The 14,422-nt window shown below is 73.3% G+C and carries 9 protein-coding genes; 7 read left to right on the top strand and 2 right to left on the bottom strand.

What is annotated here, in order from left to right; all coding sequences use genetic code 11:
• The first annotated feature begins 28 nt into the window (after positions 1-28).
• From MID12_RS05495 to MID12_RS05465, 7 genes are all read left to right on the top strand, one after another.
• Complete coding sequence (locus MID12_RS05495) at positions 29-2,830, top strand: DNA translocase FtsK (RefSeq protein ID WP_263165195.1); 2,802 nt, start codon at positions 29-31, stop codon at positions 2,828-2,830.
• Positions 2,831-3,080: 250 nt separating this feature from the next.
• Complete coding sequence (locus MID12_RS05490; protein ID WP_411576907.1) at positions 3,081-3,920, top strand: helix-turn-helix domain-containing protein; 840 nt, start codon at positions 3,081-3,083, stop codon at positions 3,918-3,920.
• A gap of 86 nt (positions 3,921-4,006) precedes the next feature.
• Positions 4,007-5,491, top strand: a complete 1,485-nt coding sequence (gene rimO, locus MID12_RS05485; RefSeq protein WP_263165193.1) for a 30S ribosomal protein S12 methylthiotransferase RimO — start codon at positions 4,007-4,009, stop codon at positions 5,489-5,491.
• Complete coding sequence (pgsA, locus tag MID12_RS05480; RefSeq protein ID WP_263165191.1) at positions 5,488-6,318, top strand: CDP-diacylglycerol--glycerol-3-phosphate 3-phosphatidyltransferase; 831 nt, start codon at positions 5,488-5,490, stop codon at positions 6,316-6,318. Before rimO ends, pgsA begins: the two co-directional genes overlap by 4 nt.
• On the top strand, positions 6,315-6,842 hold the full coding sequence (locus MID12_RS05475) for a CinA family protein (protein WP_263165190.1): 528 nt from the start codon (positions 6,315-6,317) through the stop codon (positions 6,840-6,842). The genes pgsA and MID12_RS05475 overlap by 4 nt, the downstream gene beginning before the upstream one ends.
• Positions 6,843-6,951: 109 nt before the next feature.
• Positions 6,952-7,326 carry a helix-turn-helix domain-containing protein gene (locus MID12_RS05470; RefSeq protein ID WP_168540069.1) on the top strand — a complete coding sequence of 125 codons (375 nt, stop codon included), beginning with the start codon at positions 6,952-6,954 and terminating at the stop codon, positions 7,324-7,326.
• Between the two features lie 218 nt (positions 7,327-7,544).
• A complete protein-coding gene (locus MID12_RS05465) occupies positions 7,545-8,015 on the top strand; it encodes a Dps family protein (protein WP_040247568.1) in 471 nt (156 codons plus the stop codon).
• Between the two features lie 805 nt (positions 8,016-8,820).
• Here the strand turns inward: MID12_RS05465 and MID12_RS05455 are convergent.
• Positions 8,821-9,636: an Fpg/Nei family DNA glycosylase gene (locus tag MID12_RS05455; RefSeq protein WP_263165187.1), complete on the bottom strand. Its 816-nt coding sequence runs from the start codon at positions 9,634-9,636 to the stop codon at positions 8,821-8,823.
• 39 nt (positions 9,637-9,675) lie between these two features.
• On the bottom strand, positions 9,676-14,397 hold the full coding sequence (locus MID12_RS05450) for an ATP-dependent helicase (RefSeq protein WP_263165186.1): 4,722 nt from the start codon (positions 14,395-14,397) through the stop codon (positions 9,676-9,678).
• Positions 14,398-14,422 lie beyond the last annotated feature (25 nt).

The following is a 14,422-nucleotide window of genomic DNA, read 5'->3' as shown; positions in this document are numbered from 1 at the left end:
GGCCTCCGGCACCGGTAACCTCACCACCATGGCCTCACGTACGTCCGGCAAGGGTTCCCAGGGCACGGCGGGCACCGGCCGTACCGCGGGTGCCGCCAAGAAGGCGCCCGCGAAGAAGGCACCCGCCAAGAAGGCGGCGGCGAAACCCGCCGCCAAGAAGGCTGCCGCGAAGCGGGCACCGGCCAAGAAGGCGGCGCTCAAGAAGCCGCCGCCCAAGCCCGCGCCCAGTCCGACCAGCGGAGTGCTCCGCCTGGTGCGCGCCGTCTGGCTCGGCGCGGCGCACACCGTCGGCGCGGGCTTCCGCGGTGTGGGCCGGGGGGCCAGGGGCCTCGACCCCGCCCACCGCAAGGACGGCAGCGCGCTGCTGCTGCTCGGCCTCGCGCTGATCGTGGCCGCCGGCACCTGGTCCAACCTCAAGGGCCCGGTCGGCGACCTCGTCGAGATGCTGGTCACCGGCGCCTTCGGCCGGCTCGACCTGCTGGTGCCGATACTCCTCGTCATCGTCGCGATCCGCCTGATGCGGCACCCCGAGCGTCCCGAGGCCAACGGCCGTATCGTCATCGGCCTGTCCGCGCTCGTCGTCGGCGTCCTCGGCCAGGTCCACATCGCCTGCGGCTCGCCCCGGCGGGACGAGGGCACCCAGGCCATCCAGGACGCGGGCGGCCTGATCGGCTGGGGAGCCGCCGCGCCCCTGCTCTTCACGGTCGGCGAGATGCTCGCGGTGGCCCTGCTGCTCCTGCTCACCGTCTTCGGCGTCCTCGTCGTCACCGCCACCCCCGTCAACGCGATCCCGCGGCGGCTGCGCGTGCTCGGCGTCAAGCTGGGCATCCTGGAGGGCCGCGAGGGCGAGAACGGCCCGCACGGCTCCGGCTACGACTACGACGCCGATCCCGAGGACGAGGACGCCTACGACGAGAGCTGGCGCGAGGAGGCCAGGCGCCCGCGCCGCGGCAGCCGCGCCCCGCAGCAGGCCGGTGACCCCGAGCAGGCCGAGCAGGACGCGCTCGCCAAGCGGCGCAAGCCCCGCCGCCCCTCCGTACAGCCCGCCATGGACGGCTCCATGGACCCGGTCGACGTCGCCGCCGCGGCGGCCGCCGCCCTGGACGGGGCGGTGCTGCACGGCATGCCGCCCTCGCCGGTGGTCGCCGGACTCACCCAGGGCGTCACCGTCGAACGCGACCCCGAGCCCTCGCCCTCCGTGCCGCCCGCCCGCGTCGACGAGGCGCCGCCCGCGGGCAGGCCCGGCGCGGTGGCGGGCAAGCAGGGCGCGCTGCCGGTGCAGGACCTGACCAAGGCCGCGCCCGAGCAGCCCCGGGAACTGCCGTCGCGCGCCGAGCAGTTGCAGCTCTCCGGCGACATCACCTACGCGCTGCCCTCGCTCGACCTGCTGACCCGGGGCGGCCCCGGCAAGGCCCGCAGCGCCGCCAACGACGCCATAGTGGCCTCGCTCAGCAATGTCTTCAGCGAGTTCAAGGTCGACGCGGCCGTCACCGGCTTCACCCGCGGCCCGACGGTCACCCGCTACGAGGTCGAGCTCGGCCCCGCGGTGAAGGTCGAGCGGATCACCGCGCTCACCAAGAACATCGCCTACGCCGTCGCCAGCCCCGACGTCCGCATCATCAGCCCCATCCCGGGCAAGTCCGCCGTCGGCATCGAGATCCCCAACACCGACCGCGAGATGGTCAACGTCGGCGACGTGCTGCGCCTCGCGGACGCGGCGGAGGACGACCACCCGATGCTCGTCGCACTCGGCAAGGACGTCGAGGGCGGCTATGTGATGGCCAATATGGCGAAGATGCCGCACATCCTCGTCGCCGGCGCCACCGGCTCCGGCAAGTCCTCCTGCATCAACTGCCTGATCACCTCGATCATGGTGCGGGCCACCCCCGAGGACGTCCGGATGGTCCTCGTCGACCCCAAGCGCGTCGAACTCACCGCCTACGAGGGCATCCCGCACCTGATCACGCCGATCATCACCAACCCCAAGCGGGCTGCCGAGGCGCTCCAGTGGGTCGTACGCGAGATGGACCTGCGCTACGACGACCTCGCCGCCTACGGCTACCGGCACATCGACGACTTCAACGCGGCCGTGCGCAGCGGCAAGGTCAAGCCGCCCGAGGGCAGCGAGCGCGAGCTGCAGCCCTATCCGTACCTCCTGGTCATCGTCGACGAGCTGGCCGACCTGATGATGGTGGCGCCGCGCGACGTGGAGGACGCGATCGTGCGGATCACCCAGCTCGCGCGCGCGGCCGGCATCCACCTGGTGCTCGCCACCCAGCGGCCCTCGGTGGACGTGGTCACCGGACTGATCAAGGCGAACGTGCCCTCCCGGCTCGCCTTCGCCACCTCCTCGCTCGCCGACAGCCGCGTCATCCTCGACCAGCCGGGCGCCGAGAAGCTCATCGGCAAGGGCGACGGGCTCTTCCTGCCGATGGGCGCGAACAAGCCCACCCGGATGCAGGGCGCCTTCGTCACCGAGGAGGAGATCGCCCAGGTCGTCCAGCACTGCAAGGACCAGATGACGCCCGTCTTCCGGGACGACGTCACGGTGGGCACCAAGCAGAAGAAGGAGATCGACGAGGACATCGGCGACGACCTGGACCTGCTGTGCCAGGCGGCCGAACTCGTCGTCTCCACCCAGTTCGGCTCGACGTCGATGCTCCAGCGCAAGCTGCGCGTCGGCTTCGCCAAGGCCGGGCGCCTCATGGACTTGATGGAATCGCGCAATATCGTCGGACCGAGTGAAGGTTCGAAGGCTCGTGACGTTCTTGTGAAGCCTGACGATCTCGACGGTGTGCTCTCCGTGATCCGGGGGGAGGCTCAACCCTGAGGATCCGGTGCACTCGCACGGACGGACGGCGCTCGGACCGCCGATCGAGTCCTTTCCGTAAGCGATGCGAGGGCAACCGTTTCCCTTCGGCGTACGTCAAGTTGAGGGAGGGGACAGAATGGTGTCCCACCATGGGAGACAGCGGCCATTCAGATGGCGTAAGAAGTCCCGACGCCCGGTTGCCCCACTCTTTCGCACCCCCCCTAGACTGAACCTCCAGCAGGTGGCTACACGCTCGAAAGGCGCCCCCGTGTCCATCGGCAACTCCCCCGAAGAAGACAGCCAGTCGGACATCCCGTCGGTACCCGACGGCCCGTCGGTCGGTGAGTCGCTCAGGCAGGCCCGCATCGAAGCCGGTCTCAGCGTCGAAGAAATCAGCGCGGCCACCAGGGTCCGCGCGCCGATCGTCCAGGGCATCGAACAGGACGACTTCTCCCGCTGCGGCGGCGATGTGTACGCCCGCGGCCACATCCGCACGCTCGCCCGCGCCGCACACCTCGACCCCGACCCCCTCACCGAGCGGTACGACGCCGAGCACGGCGGCCGTCCCGCCCCTACCCCGGCCACCCCGCTGTTCGAGGCGGAACGTATCCGCCGTGCGGAGCCCCGCCGTCCCAACTGGACCGCCGCCATGGTCGCCGCGATCGTCGTGGTGATCGGCTTCGTCGGCTTCACTCTGGTGAACGGCGACGACAAGGGCGCCAAGAACCACGAGGCGGCCGAAGGCTCCACCCCGCAGACCAGCAAGCCGGGCACCAAGCCGGGCCACTCCAAGGACACCGAACCCAAGCCCGACCCCTCGGAGAGCGCCATCGCGGCGGCTCCCCGCGACAAGGTCACCGTCCTGGTGGACGCGGCCGAGGGCCGCAGCTGGATCTCCGCCAAGGACCACAACGGCCGCATCCTCTTCGACGGGCTCCTCGAAAAGGGCCAGAAGAAGACCTTCCAGGACAAGCAGAAGATCGACCTGATCCTCGGCGACGCCGGTGCCATACAGCTCATGGTGAACGGCAAGCAGATCGAGGACGAGTTCCGTCCCGGGCAGGTCGAGCGGCTCTCGTACACCAAGGGCGACCCCGAAGCCGGATGAGTCCGGGGCAGGGGCGCGATGATCTTGCGGCGGTGATCGTGGCAGGGGCTGTCGGCCGGGCGTGGATGTCCGCGTAGGCTTGCCCCATGCCCGATCGCCGCACCGTCGCCCTTGTCACGCTTGGCTGCGCCCGCAACGAGGTGGACTCGGAGGAGCTCGCAGGCCGCTTGGAGGCGGACGGCTGGCAGCTCGTCGAGGACGCCGAGAGCGCGGACGTCGCCGTCGTCAACACCTGCGGCTTCGTCGAAGCCGCCAAGAAGGACTCCGTAGACGCCCTCCTGGAAGCCAACGACCTCAAGGAGCACGGCCGCACCCAGGCCGTGGTCGCGGTCGGCTGCATGGCCGAGCGCTACGGCAAGGAACTCGCCCAGGCACTGCCCGAGGCCGACGGAGTCCTCGGCTTCGACGACTACGCGGACATCTCCGACCGGCTGCGGACCATCCTCGGCGGCGGCATCCACGCCTCGCACACCCCCCGCGACCGCCGCAAGCTGCTGCCCGTCAGCCCCGCCGAGCGCCAGCAGGCGGGCGCGGACGTCGCGCTCCCGGGCCACGGCCCCACGGACCTGCCCGAGGGCCTCGCCCCGGCCTCGGGCCCGCGCGCCCCGCTGCGCCGCCGCCTCGGGAACTCCCCGGTGGCCTCGGTGAAGCTGGCCTCCGGCTGCGACCGGCGCTGCTCCTTCTGCGCCATCCCCTCCTTCCGCGGCTCCTTCATCTCCCGCCGCCCCTCGGACGTCCTCGGCGAGACCCGCTGGCTCGCCGAGCAGGGCGTGAAGGAGATCATGCTGGTCTCCGAGAACAACACCTCGTACGGCAAGGACCTCGGCGACATCCGGCTCCTCGACACCCTGCTGCCCGAACTCGCCGCCGTCGACGGCATCGAGCGCGTCCGCGTCAGCTACCTCCAGCCCGCCGAGATGCGCCCGGACCTCATCCAGGTGCTCACCTCCACCGAGAAGGTCGTCCCCTACTTCGACCTCTCCTTCCAGCACTCGGCCCCGGCCGTGCTGCGCGCGATGCGGCGCTTCGGGGACACCGACCGCTTCCTCGGGCTCCTGGAGACCATCCGCGCCAAGGCGCCCCAGGCCGGGGTGCGCTCCAACTTCATCGTCGGCTTCCCCGGCGAGAGCGAGGGCGACCTCGCCGAGCTGGAAAGATTCCTCACCGGCGCGCGTCTGGACGCGATCGGCGTCTTCGGCTACTCCGACGAGGAGGGCACCGAAGCGGCCGGATACGAGCAGAAGCTGCCCGAGGACGTGGTCACCGAACGCCTGAGCCGCGTCTCCCGTCTCGCCGAGGAACTCACCGCCCAGCGCGCCGACGAGCGGATCGGTGAGACCGTGGAGGTACTGGTGGAGAGCGACGGCCACCGGGCGGACGAGGAGGGCGAGGTGTACGGCCGCGCGGCCCACCAGGCCCCCGAGACCGACGGACAGGTACGCCTGAGCGGCGGCGCGGGCCTTCGGATCGGCCGTATCGTCGAGGCGAAGGTGGTGGCCACCGAAGGGGTCGACCTGGTCGCCGAGCCGATCGGGGTGAGCCACGAGTGTCACGAGGAGGCGGGCAGATGACCGGAGTTCCGGCGTCCGCCGCGGGTGGCTCCGGCGCCTCGGCGGCGAAGCCGGTGCGCGGGGGGAAGCCGGGCGGCCCGGCCGTCAGGCAGGCCAGCCTCTGGAACGTCGCCAACCTCCTGACCATGGTCCGGCTGCTGCTCGTGCCCGCCTTCGTGGCGCTGCTGCTCACCGGCGGCGGATACGACCCGGCCTGGCGCTCGCTGGCCTGGGCCGCCTTCGCCGTCGCCATGATCACCGACCTCTTCGACGGCCACCTGGCGCGGACGTACAACCTGGTGACCGACTTCGGCAAGATCGCCGACCCGATCGCGGACAAGGCGATCATGGGGGCCGCGCTGATCTGCCTCTCCGGCCTCGGTGATCTGCCGTGGTGGGTGACCGCGGTGATCCTCGCCCGGGAGCTGGGCATCACCGTGCTGCGGTTCTGGGTCATCAGATTCGGCGTCATCCCCGCCAGCCGCGGCGGCAAGATGAAGACGCTCGCCCAGGGCACCGCCGTCGGCATGTACGTACTGGCCCTGACCGGCCCGCTGGCCACCCTGCGGTTCTGGGTGATGGCCCTCGCCGTCGTCCTCACCGTCGTCACCGGACTCGACTACATCCAGCAGGCCGTGGTGCTGCGCCGGCGCGGCAAGGCGGCACAGGCCCGCGCGCTGGCCGCCCCCGGCAAGCACGACGAGCCGCTCCTCCCGGCCGGAGCCGCCCCGGAGACCGAACCGGTCAGCGGGGACGGCACCCTGCCCGGGCTCGGCAGAGCGGCGGGCGCCGCCCACGAGGCCGGGGGCGGGGAAGTGGCCCCGCGCCAGCCGGTGGAGCGGGAGTGACCCAGCCGCCCGCCGCCGAGGTACTGCGCCTGTTGCAGGCGCGGCAGCAGACGCTCGCCGTAGCCGAATCGCTGACCGGCGGGCTCGTTGCGAGCGATCTCACATCCGTCGCCGGGGCCTCGGCTGTCTTCCGCGGCTCGGTCACCGCCTACGCCACCGAGCTGAAGCAGCGGATCCTCGGCGTCGACGGGGCCCTGCTTGCCGCCCGTGGCGCGGTGGACGCGCAGGTCGCGGGGGAGATGGCGCGGGGCGTCCGCGCGGTACTCGGCGCGGACTGGGGCCTTGCCACCACCGGTGTCGCGGGCCCGGAGCCGCAGGACGGGCAGCCCGTGGGCACCGTCTTCGTGGCCTTCGCGGGTCCGTCCGGTGAGGAGAAAGTGGCCGCACTGCGGTTGAACGGCGACCGGGCGGAAATCCGTAGGGAGAGTGCACGGAGCGTGCTCACGATGCTCCGGGCACACCTTCTGGGCCAACCGGCGCGGAACGAGCGGACACAGGATACGGAAGAATACGGGGGGACTTGATGTTTGCAGCCCTGAGTGAACACGACATCGTCCCCCGCACGACCGCGGCGCTAGGCGGTACGGTGGGGCGAGAAGGATGCGGCTACACGGTCCGAGGAGGGAGCCACCGATGATTCTGCTCCGTCGCCTGCTGGGTGACGTGCTGCGTCGGCAGCGCCAGCGCCAGGGCCGTACTCTGCGCGAAGTCTCCTCGTCCGCCCGAGTCTCTCTCGGCTATCTCTCCGAGGTGGAGCGGGGGCAGAAGGAGGCTTCCTCCGAGCTGCTCTCCGCCATCTGCGACGCGCTTGATGTACGGATGTCCGAACTCATGCGTGAGGTCAGCGACGACCTCGCACTCGCCGAGCTGGCCGAGTCGGCAGCCGCCACCGAACCGGTGCCCACGCCGGTGCGCTCGATGCTGGGTTCTGTGTCGGTGACCGGTGTGCCACCGGAACGCGTGACGATCAAGGCGCCCGCCGAAGCGGTCGACGTGGTCGCCGCCTGATTCCCGCGCCTGCCGGAGCCCCGGCCGGGGCAGGGTCCGCACAGGATCCGCCGCGGCCGGGGTTTCGCCTTTCCCAGCTCCTGCCGATATGCCCTACTGGGTCCCCGTCTGCGTTTTTTGCGGCTCTTCACCGAAATGTTTCCTTTGCTCTTGTGTGACATGGTGGGACGAGTCCGGGGAAGACGTGGGGGAGCAGACGAAGCAATCGGAGGATTCGGATGTACGTCGTGAAGAGCCCACTGGCCGATGCGGACCTGAAGGTCGTCTCGGAAGCACTGCAGGGCGCGCTGGTCGACCTGGTGGACCTCTCCCTGGTGGCCAAGCAGGTCCACTGGAATGTCGTCGGCCCGCGATTCCGTACGGTGCATCTGCAGCTCGACGAGGTCGTCACCAGCGCCCGCACCCACTCCGACACCGTGGCCGAGCGGGCGTCCACCCTGGGTGTCTCGCCGGACGGGCGCGTGGTGACCGTCGCGCAGAGCAGCGGGATCGACAAGGTCGCCGAGGGCTGGATCAAGGACACCGACGCCGTGGAGACGCTGGTGAAGGCGCTCGGCGCGGTCATCACCAGGATGCGTGAGCGGGTCACCGCCACCGCCGACCCGGACCCGGTGAGCCAGGACATCCTCATCGCGGTCACCGCGGACCTGGAGAAGCACCACTGGATGTTCCAGGCCGAGAACGGCTGAGCAGCAGCCGCACACGAGACCCGCCGCGGTGCGTGACACCGCACCCGGGCCTCACCGGACCACCGGGCGAGCCCCGGCCGCGCACCGCGGCTGGGGCTCGCCGCATGTCCGGGGCGGACGGGAACGCCGGACTGTCCCTGCCCGGGGGCCGGTGTCGGCGCCGAACCGTTCCTGGTGCGGGTCCGGGGCGCCCGGGTGAGACTGTTCCGCGGAGGTCGATGCCGGATGCCTGTGTGCTGCGGTCATGACGTTCCGTACGAGGACGGTCGCCGCCGGTGCCCCTGCCGGGGTGCCGCCGGAGGCCGGGTCCCTGGGCTCCACCGGCGGGAGGTGGCCCCGTGGCCGGGCGAATAGGCCGCTGGGGGGCGGCGTTGATGCTGGGCGGTCTGTGGTGGGTGGCCGTGCTGCGGCTCGCCTTCTCGCCGGGCGCCGGGGTCCTCGAGGGCACGGTGGCCGCGGGCGGCTGGGGGCTGAGCGTGCTGCCGGTGCACTGCGTACCGCGAGGGCGGGCCCGCCGGGTGGACGCGGGGAGCGCGGGCGGCCGGGAGTGGGCGGGTTCCGGGGGACCGTACGGGGTGGAGGTGCGAGACGGGTATCCGGCGGGACCGCATGGGTCGGAGGTGCGGGGCGGGTATCCGGCGTCATGGGGTGAGCCGCCCGGCTCTGGGGGAGAGCTGGCCGAGCCGTGGGAGGAGTCCCCGGCGTCTTGGGGTGAGCCGCCGGCCTCGGCGGGTGAGCCGCCCGGGGTGTGGGACGAGCCGCGGGGGAGGTAGGGGAGGTCGGCGTCGGGCCGGGGCCCGGGAGTTCAGCGGGGCCGGGGTGCCGGTGCGGGGGCGGGGCCGTGCTGGCAGTGGGGGCACCAGTAGGTGGGGCGTTCGCGGCCCGGCTCGCCCTGGTCGGCGCTGCGGATCGGGGTGCCGCAGCGCAGGCAGGGGCGGGGAGCGCGGCCGTAGACGTAGTGGCGCTGGTCGCGGCGGCCGGTGGTGAGGCGCATCGGGCGGTCGCGGTTGGCCTCCAGGGCGCGCTGGGCGAGGGCGGGCAGCCGCTCTGCCGCGGGCCCCGGGAGCTCGCCGACCGGGAGCCAGGGGGTGGCGCCCACCAGGAAGCAGATCTCCGACTTGTAGATGTTGCCGAAACCGGCCAGGTTGCGCTGGTCGAGGAGGGCCTCGCCGAGTTCCCTGCCGGGCTCGGTGAGGAGGTTGGCCAGGGCCTGCTCGGCGTCCCAGTCCGCCCCGAGCAGATCGGGGCCGAGGTGGCCGACGGCGCCCTGCTCGTCGGCGGTCCGGAGCAGTTCCAGTACGGGCAGCCGGTAGCCGACCGCGGTGTGCGCCGCGTTGCCGAGGACCGCGCGGATCTGGTGGCCGGGGCCGCCGCGCCAGCGCTCGCCTGCGCCGAAGACCCGCCAGGAGCCCTCCATGCCGAGGTGGGTGTGGAGGGTCAGCCCGCCCTCGAACCGGCTGAGGAGGTGCTTTCCGCGCGCGACGACCTCCAGGACCCGGCGGCCCCGGAGGTCGGCCGTCGCGAACCGCGGCACCCGCAGATCGCACCGGGTCACCTCCTGCCCGGCGAGCGCGGTGTGCAGCTTGCCGGCCGCCTGCCAGACGGAGTCACCTTCGGGCATGGCACCAGGGTGGCACGGGGCCGCGGGCCATCGGGCCGCTCATGCCCGCAGCCGCAGTCCCCGCGGGGTGGCGTGGAAGCCCGCGTTCTCCAGTACGGGCCCGAGCGGCGAGGTCAGCGCGGGGGCGCCGTTGATGCGCTCCACGGTGACCGTGCCGAGGGAGCCCGCGGCGGCCGCGGCGGCCAGGGAGGCGGCGGCCGCGGTGAGCCGGGTGTCCTCCAGGGCGTCGGCGGCGCTCTCCGCGGGGGCCCAGGCGAGCAGGGTCTTGCCGCCGCGCTCCATGTACAGCGTCAACTCGCCGTCCACCAGGACCACCAGGGAACCCGCCTTGCGGCCCGGTTTGTGGTGGGCGCCCGGTGGGGGCTCCGGCCACGGCAGGGCGGCGCCGTAGGCGTTCGCCGGGTCGGCGGCGGCCAGCACCACGGTCCGCTGCGCCGCCGCCGCCGCGGCGGGGGCGGGGCGGGGGTAGCCGTCCGCGTAGGAGGACTCGCCCGCGGTGGGCAGGGCCGCCGCGCGTTCGCGGGCGGTGGCCGCGGCGCGCAGCCGGTCCACGGCGCCGTCCATCGCGAACTGGGCCGCGCCGAGGCCCTCGACCACATAGCCGCGGCGGGCCTGGCCGCTCTCCTCGAAGGCGGACAGCACCCGGTAGACCGCGGCGAAGCCGCCCTCGACGCCTTCCGCGCCGACCGCCCCGCGGGTGACCACACCGTGCCGGTCGAGGAGCGCCCGGGCCCGGGCGTGCGCCCGCACGGTGGCATCCGGTTCCGGGGAGGGCAGCAGCGACCAGCGACCGGCGACCGTCGGCGGGCCGGTGCGCGAGGCCGTACGCGCGGCCGCGGTCAGGCTCCCGTACCGGCCCCGGGGCACGCTCCGCTTCGCCCGGTGGGCGGTGGATCCCGCGGTGCGGCCCGAGCCGAGCAGTGCCCGCATCGGCGCGAGGGTGTCGTTGGTCAGCCGGCCCGACCAGGCCAGATCCCAGAGGGCGTCGGCGAGTTGGGGGTCGGTGGCCTCCGGGTGGGTGGTGGCGCGTACCTGGTCGGCGATCTGGCGGAAGAAGAGCCCGTACCCGCCCGCGAGGGTGTCCAGGACCGACTGGTGCAGCGGGGAGAGTTCGAGCGGATGCGGGGGCGGAAGCAGCAGCGGGGCGGTGTCGGCGAGGTAGAGGCTGACCCAGCCGTCCTTGCCGGGCAGCGCCCCCGCCCCCGCCCAGAGCAGCTCGCCCGCGGAGGTGAGCTCGTCGAGCAGCGCGGGGGTGTAGCCGCTGACCCGGGAGGGCAGGACCAGGCGTTCGAGTGCGGAGGCGGGGACCGAGGCGCCCTGGAGCTGCTCCACCGCGCGCACCAGGCCGTCGATGCCGCGCAGCCCGTGGCCGCCGAGGTTCTGCCACTGCGGCAGGAACTGGGCGAGCGCGGCCGGGGGCACCGGCTCCAGCTCTTGGCGCAGCGCGGCGAGGGAGCGTCTGCGGAGCCTGCGCAGCACGGTGGCATCGCACCACTCCTGGCCGATGCCCGCGGGATGGAACTCGCCCTCCACCACCCGGCCGCCCGCGGCGAGACGCTTCAGGGCGCCCTCGGTGACCGCGCCGCCGAGGCCGAAGCGCGCCGCCGCGGTGGCGGTGGTGAACGGCCCGTGGGTGCGGGCGAACCGGGCCAGCAGATCGCCGAGCGGATCCTTGACCGGTTCGGTGAAGGCCTCGGGCACCCCCACCGGCAGCGCGGTGCCCAGCGCGTCCCGCAGCCGCCCCGCGTCCTCGACGGCGGCCCAGTGGTCCCGCCCCGCGAGCCGTACCCGGATCGCCCGGCGGGCGGCGGCCAGCTCCTCGGCCCAGCCCTCCTCCGCGCCCCGCTCGGCCAGCTCCGCGGCGGTCAGCGGACCGAGGAGGCGCAGCAGATCGGCCACGCCCTCGGAGTCCTTCACCCGGCGGTCCTCGGTCAGCCACTGGAGTTCGCGCTCCAGCTCGGTGAGGACCTCGGCGTCCAGCAACTCCCGCAGCTCCGCCTGGCCGAGCAACTCCGCGAGCAGCCGGGAGTCCAGCGAGAGCGCCGCGGCACGGCGCTCGGCCAGCGGTGAGTCCCCCTCGTAGAGGAACTGCGCGACATAGCCGAAGAGCAGGGAGCGCGCGAAGGGGGAGGGCTCGGGGGTGGTGACCTCGACCAGCCGCACCGAGCGGGACTCGATGTCGCCCATCAGCTCCGTCAGGCCCGGTACGTCGAAGACGTCCTGGAGGCATTCGCGGACCGCTTCCAGGACGATCGGGAAGGAGCCGAACTCCCCGGCCACCTCCAGGAGCTGGGCCGAGCGCTGGCGCTGCTGCCACAGCGGGGTGCGCCGCCCCGGGCTGCGGCGGGGCAGCAGCAGGGCGCGGGCCGCGCACTCGCGGAAGCGGGAGGCGAACAGGGCGGAGCCGCCGACCTGTTCGGTGACGAGCCGGTCCACCTCGCCCCGGTCGAAGGCGACATCGGCCGCGCCGAGGGGTGCCTTCTCGCTGTCGTACTCGGTGCCCGGGGAGAGCGGATCCTGGTCGAGCAGGTCGAGGCTCATCAGACCGGCGTCGGGCAGCCGCAGCACGATGCCGTCGTCGGCGTGCATGACCTGCGCGTCCATCCCGAACCGCTCGGTCAGGCGGGCCCCGAGGGCGAGCGCCCAGGGGGCGTGGACCTGGGCGCCGAAGGGGGAGTGGACGACCACCCGCCAGTCGCCCAGCTCGTCCCGGAAGCGCTCGACGACGATGGTGCGGTCGTCGGGGATGTGGCCGCAGGCCTCGCGCTGCTCGCCCAGATAGGCGAGGACATTGTCCGCGGCCCAGGCGTCCAGGCCCGCCGCGAGGAGCCGCAGCCGGGCGTCCTGCTCGCCGAGCGCGGCGATCTCGCGCAGGAACGCGCCCAGCGCCCGGCCGAGTTCGAGGGGGCGGCCGAGCTGGTCGCCCTTCCAGAACGGCAGCCGCCCCGGCACCCCCGGCGCGGGCGAGACGAGGACCCGGTCGCGGGTGATGTCCTCGATGCGCCAGGAACTGGTCCCCAGCGTGAAGACATCGCCGACGCGGGACTCGTAGACCATCTCCTCGTCCAGCTCACCGACGCGTCCGCCGCCCTTCTTCGGATCCGCCCCGGCGAGGAAGACCCCGAACAGGCCCCGGTCCGGGATGGTCCCGCCGGAGGTGACCGCGAGGCGCTGGGCGCCGGGCCGCCCCGTCACGGTGCCCGCCACCCGGTCCCAGACCACCCGCGGGCGCAGCTCCGCGAAGGCGTCCGAGGGATAGCGGCCCGCGAGCATGTCCAGGACACCGGTGAACGCCGACTCGGGCAGCGCCGCGAACGGGGCGGCCCGGCGGACCAGGGCCAGCAGGTCGTCCGCCTGCCAGACATCCATCGCGGTCATCGCGACCAGCTGCTGGGCGAGCACGTCCAGCGGATTGGCGGGCACCTTCAGCGCCTCGATGGCGCCGCTGCGCATCCGCTCGGTGACCACCGCCGCCTGCACCAGATCGCCCCGGTACTTGGGGAAGACGACACCGGTGGAGACCGCGCCCACCTGGTGCCCGGCCCGGCCCACCCGCTGCAGACCGGAGGCCACCGACGGCGGCGACTCCACCTGGACGACCAGGTCCACCGCCCCCATGTCGATGCCCAGCTCCAGGCTGGAGGTGGCGACGACCGCGGGCAGCCGCCCCGCCTTCAGATCCTCCTCGACCAGCGCCCGCTGCTCCTTGGAGACCGAGCCGTGATGGGCCCGCGCGAGAACGGGCGCGGCACCCCGCGCGCCCCCCGAGCCGCCCATCAGCTGCGCCGGGGCGTGCGCCTCCTCCAGCGGCTCGCCGGTGGCGCGCTCGTGGGCGATCTCGTTCAGCCGGTTGCACAGGCGCTCCGCGAGGCGGCGGGAGTTTGCGAAGACGATCGTCGAGCGGTGCGCCTGCACCAGGTCCGCGATCCGCTCCTCCACATGCGGCCAGATCGACGGACCCTCCCCGCCCTGCGCCTCGCTCTCCGCCGCCCGGCCCGCCGGGGCGGGCGCCTCGCCCGGTGCGCTGAGGTCCTCGACCGGCACCACCACCGAGAGGTCGAACTCCTTGCCGGACGGCGGCTGTACGACCTCCGCGCTGCGCTGCGGCGACAGGAACCGGGCCACCTCGTCCACCGGGCGCACCGTCGCCGACAGGCCGATCCGCCGCGCGGGACGCGGCAGCAGCTCGTCCAGGCGCTCCAGGGTCAGCGCCAGATGCGCGCCGCGCTTGGTCCCGGCGACCGCGTGCACCTCGTCCAGGATGACCGTCTCGACCCCGGTGAGCGCCTCCCGGGTCGCCGAGGTGAGCATCAGGAAGAGGGACTCGGGCGTGGTGATGAGGATGTCCGGGGGCCGGGTGGCCAGCGCCCGGCGCTCGGCGGGGGGAGTGTCACCGGAGCGGATCCCGACCCGCACCTCCGGCTCGGGAAGCCCCTGGCGCACCGCCTCCTGGCGGATCCCGGTCAGCGGACTGCGCAGATTGCGCTCCACATCCACGGCGAGCGCCTTCAGCGGCGAGACGTACAGCACCCGGCAGCGCTTCTTCGCCTCCGCGGGCGGCGGGACGGCGGCCAGCCGGTCGAGCGCGGCGAGGAAGGCGGCGAGCGTCTTGCCGGAACCGGTCGGCGCCACGACCAGCACATCCGAGCCCTGCCCGATCGCCCGCCAGGCACCCTCCTGGGCGGGCGTGGGCGCCGAGAAGGCCCCCGTGAACCAGCTGCGGGTCGCGGGGGAGAAGTCGTCGAGCGCGGACCTGACCATGCCCCCATCGTGCACCCGGCCACCG

The sequence above is a fragment of the Streptomyces sp. SCSIO ZS0520 genome, assembly GCF_025643355.1.
Classification (GTDB): Bacteria; Actinomycetota; Actinomycetes; order Streptomycetales; family Streptomycetaceae; genus Streptomyces; species Streptomyces physcomitrii.
This window is presented reverse-complemented; position numbering and strand designations above follow the sequence as displayed.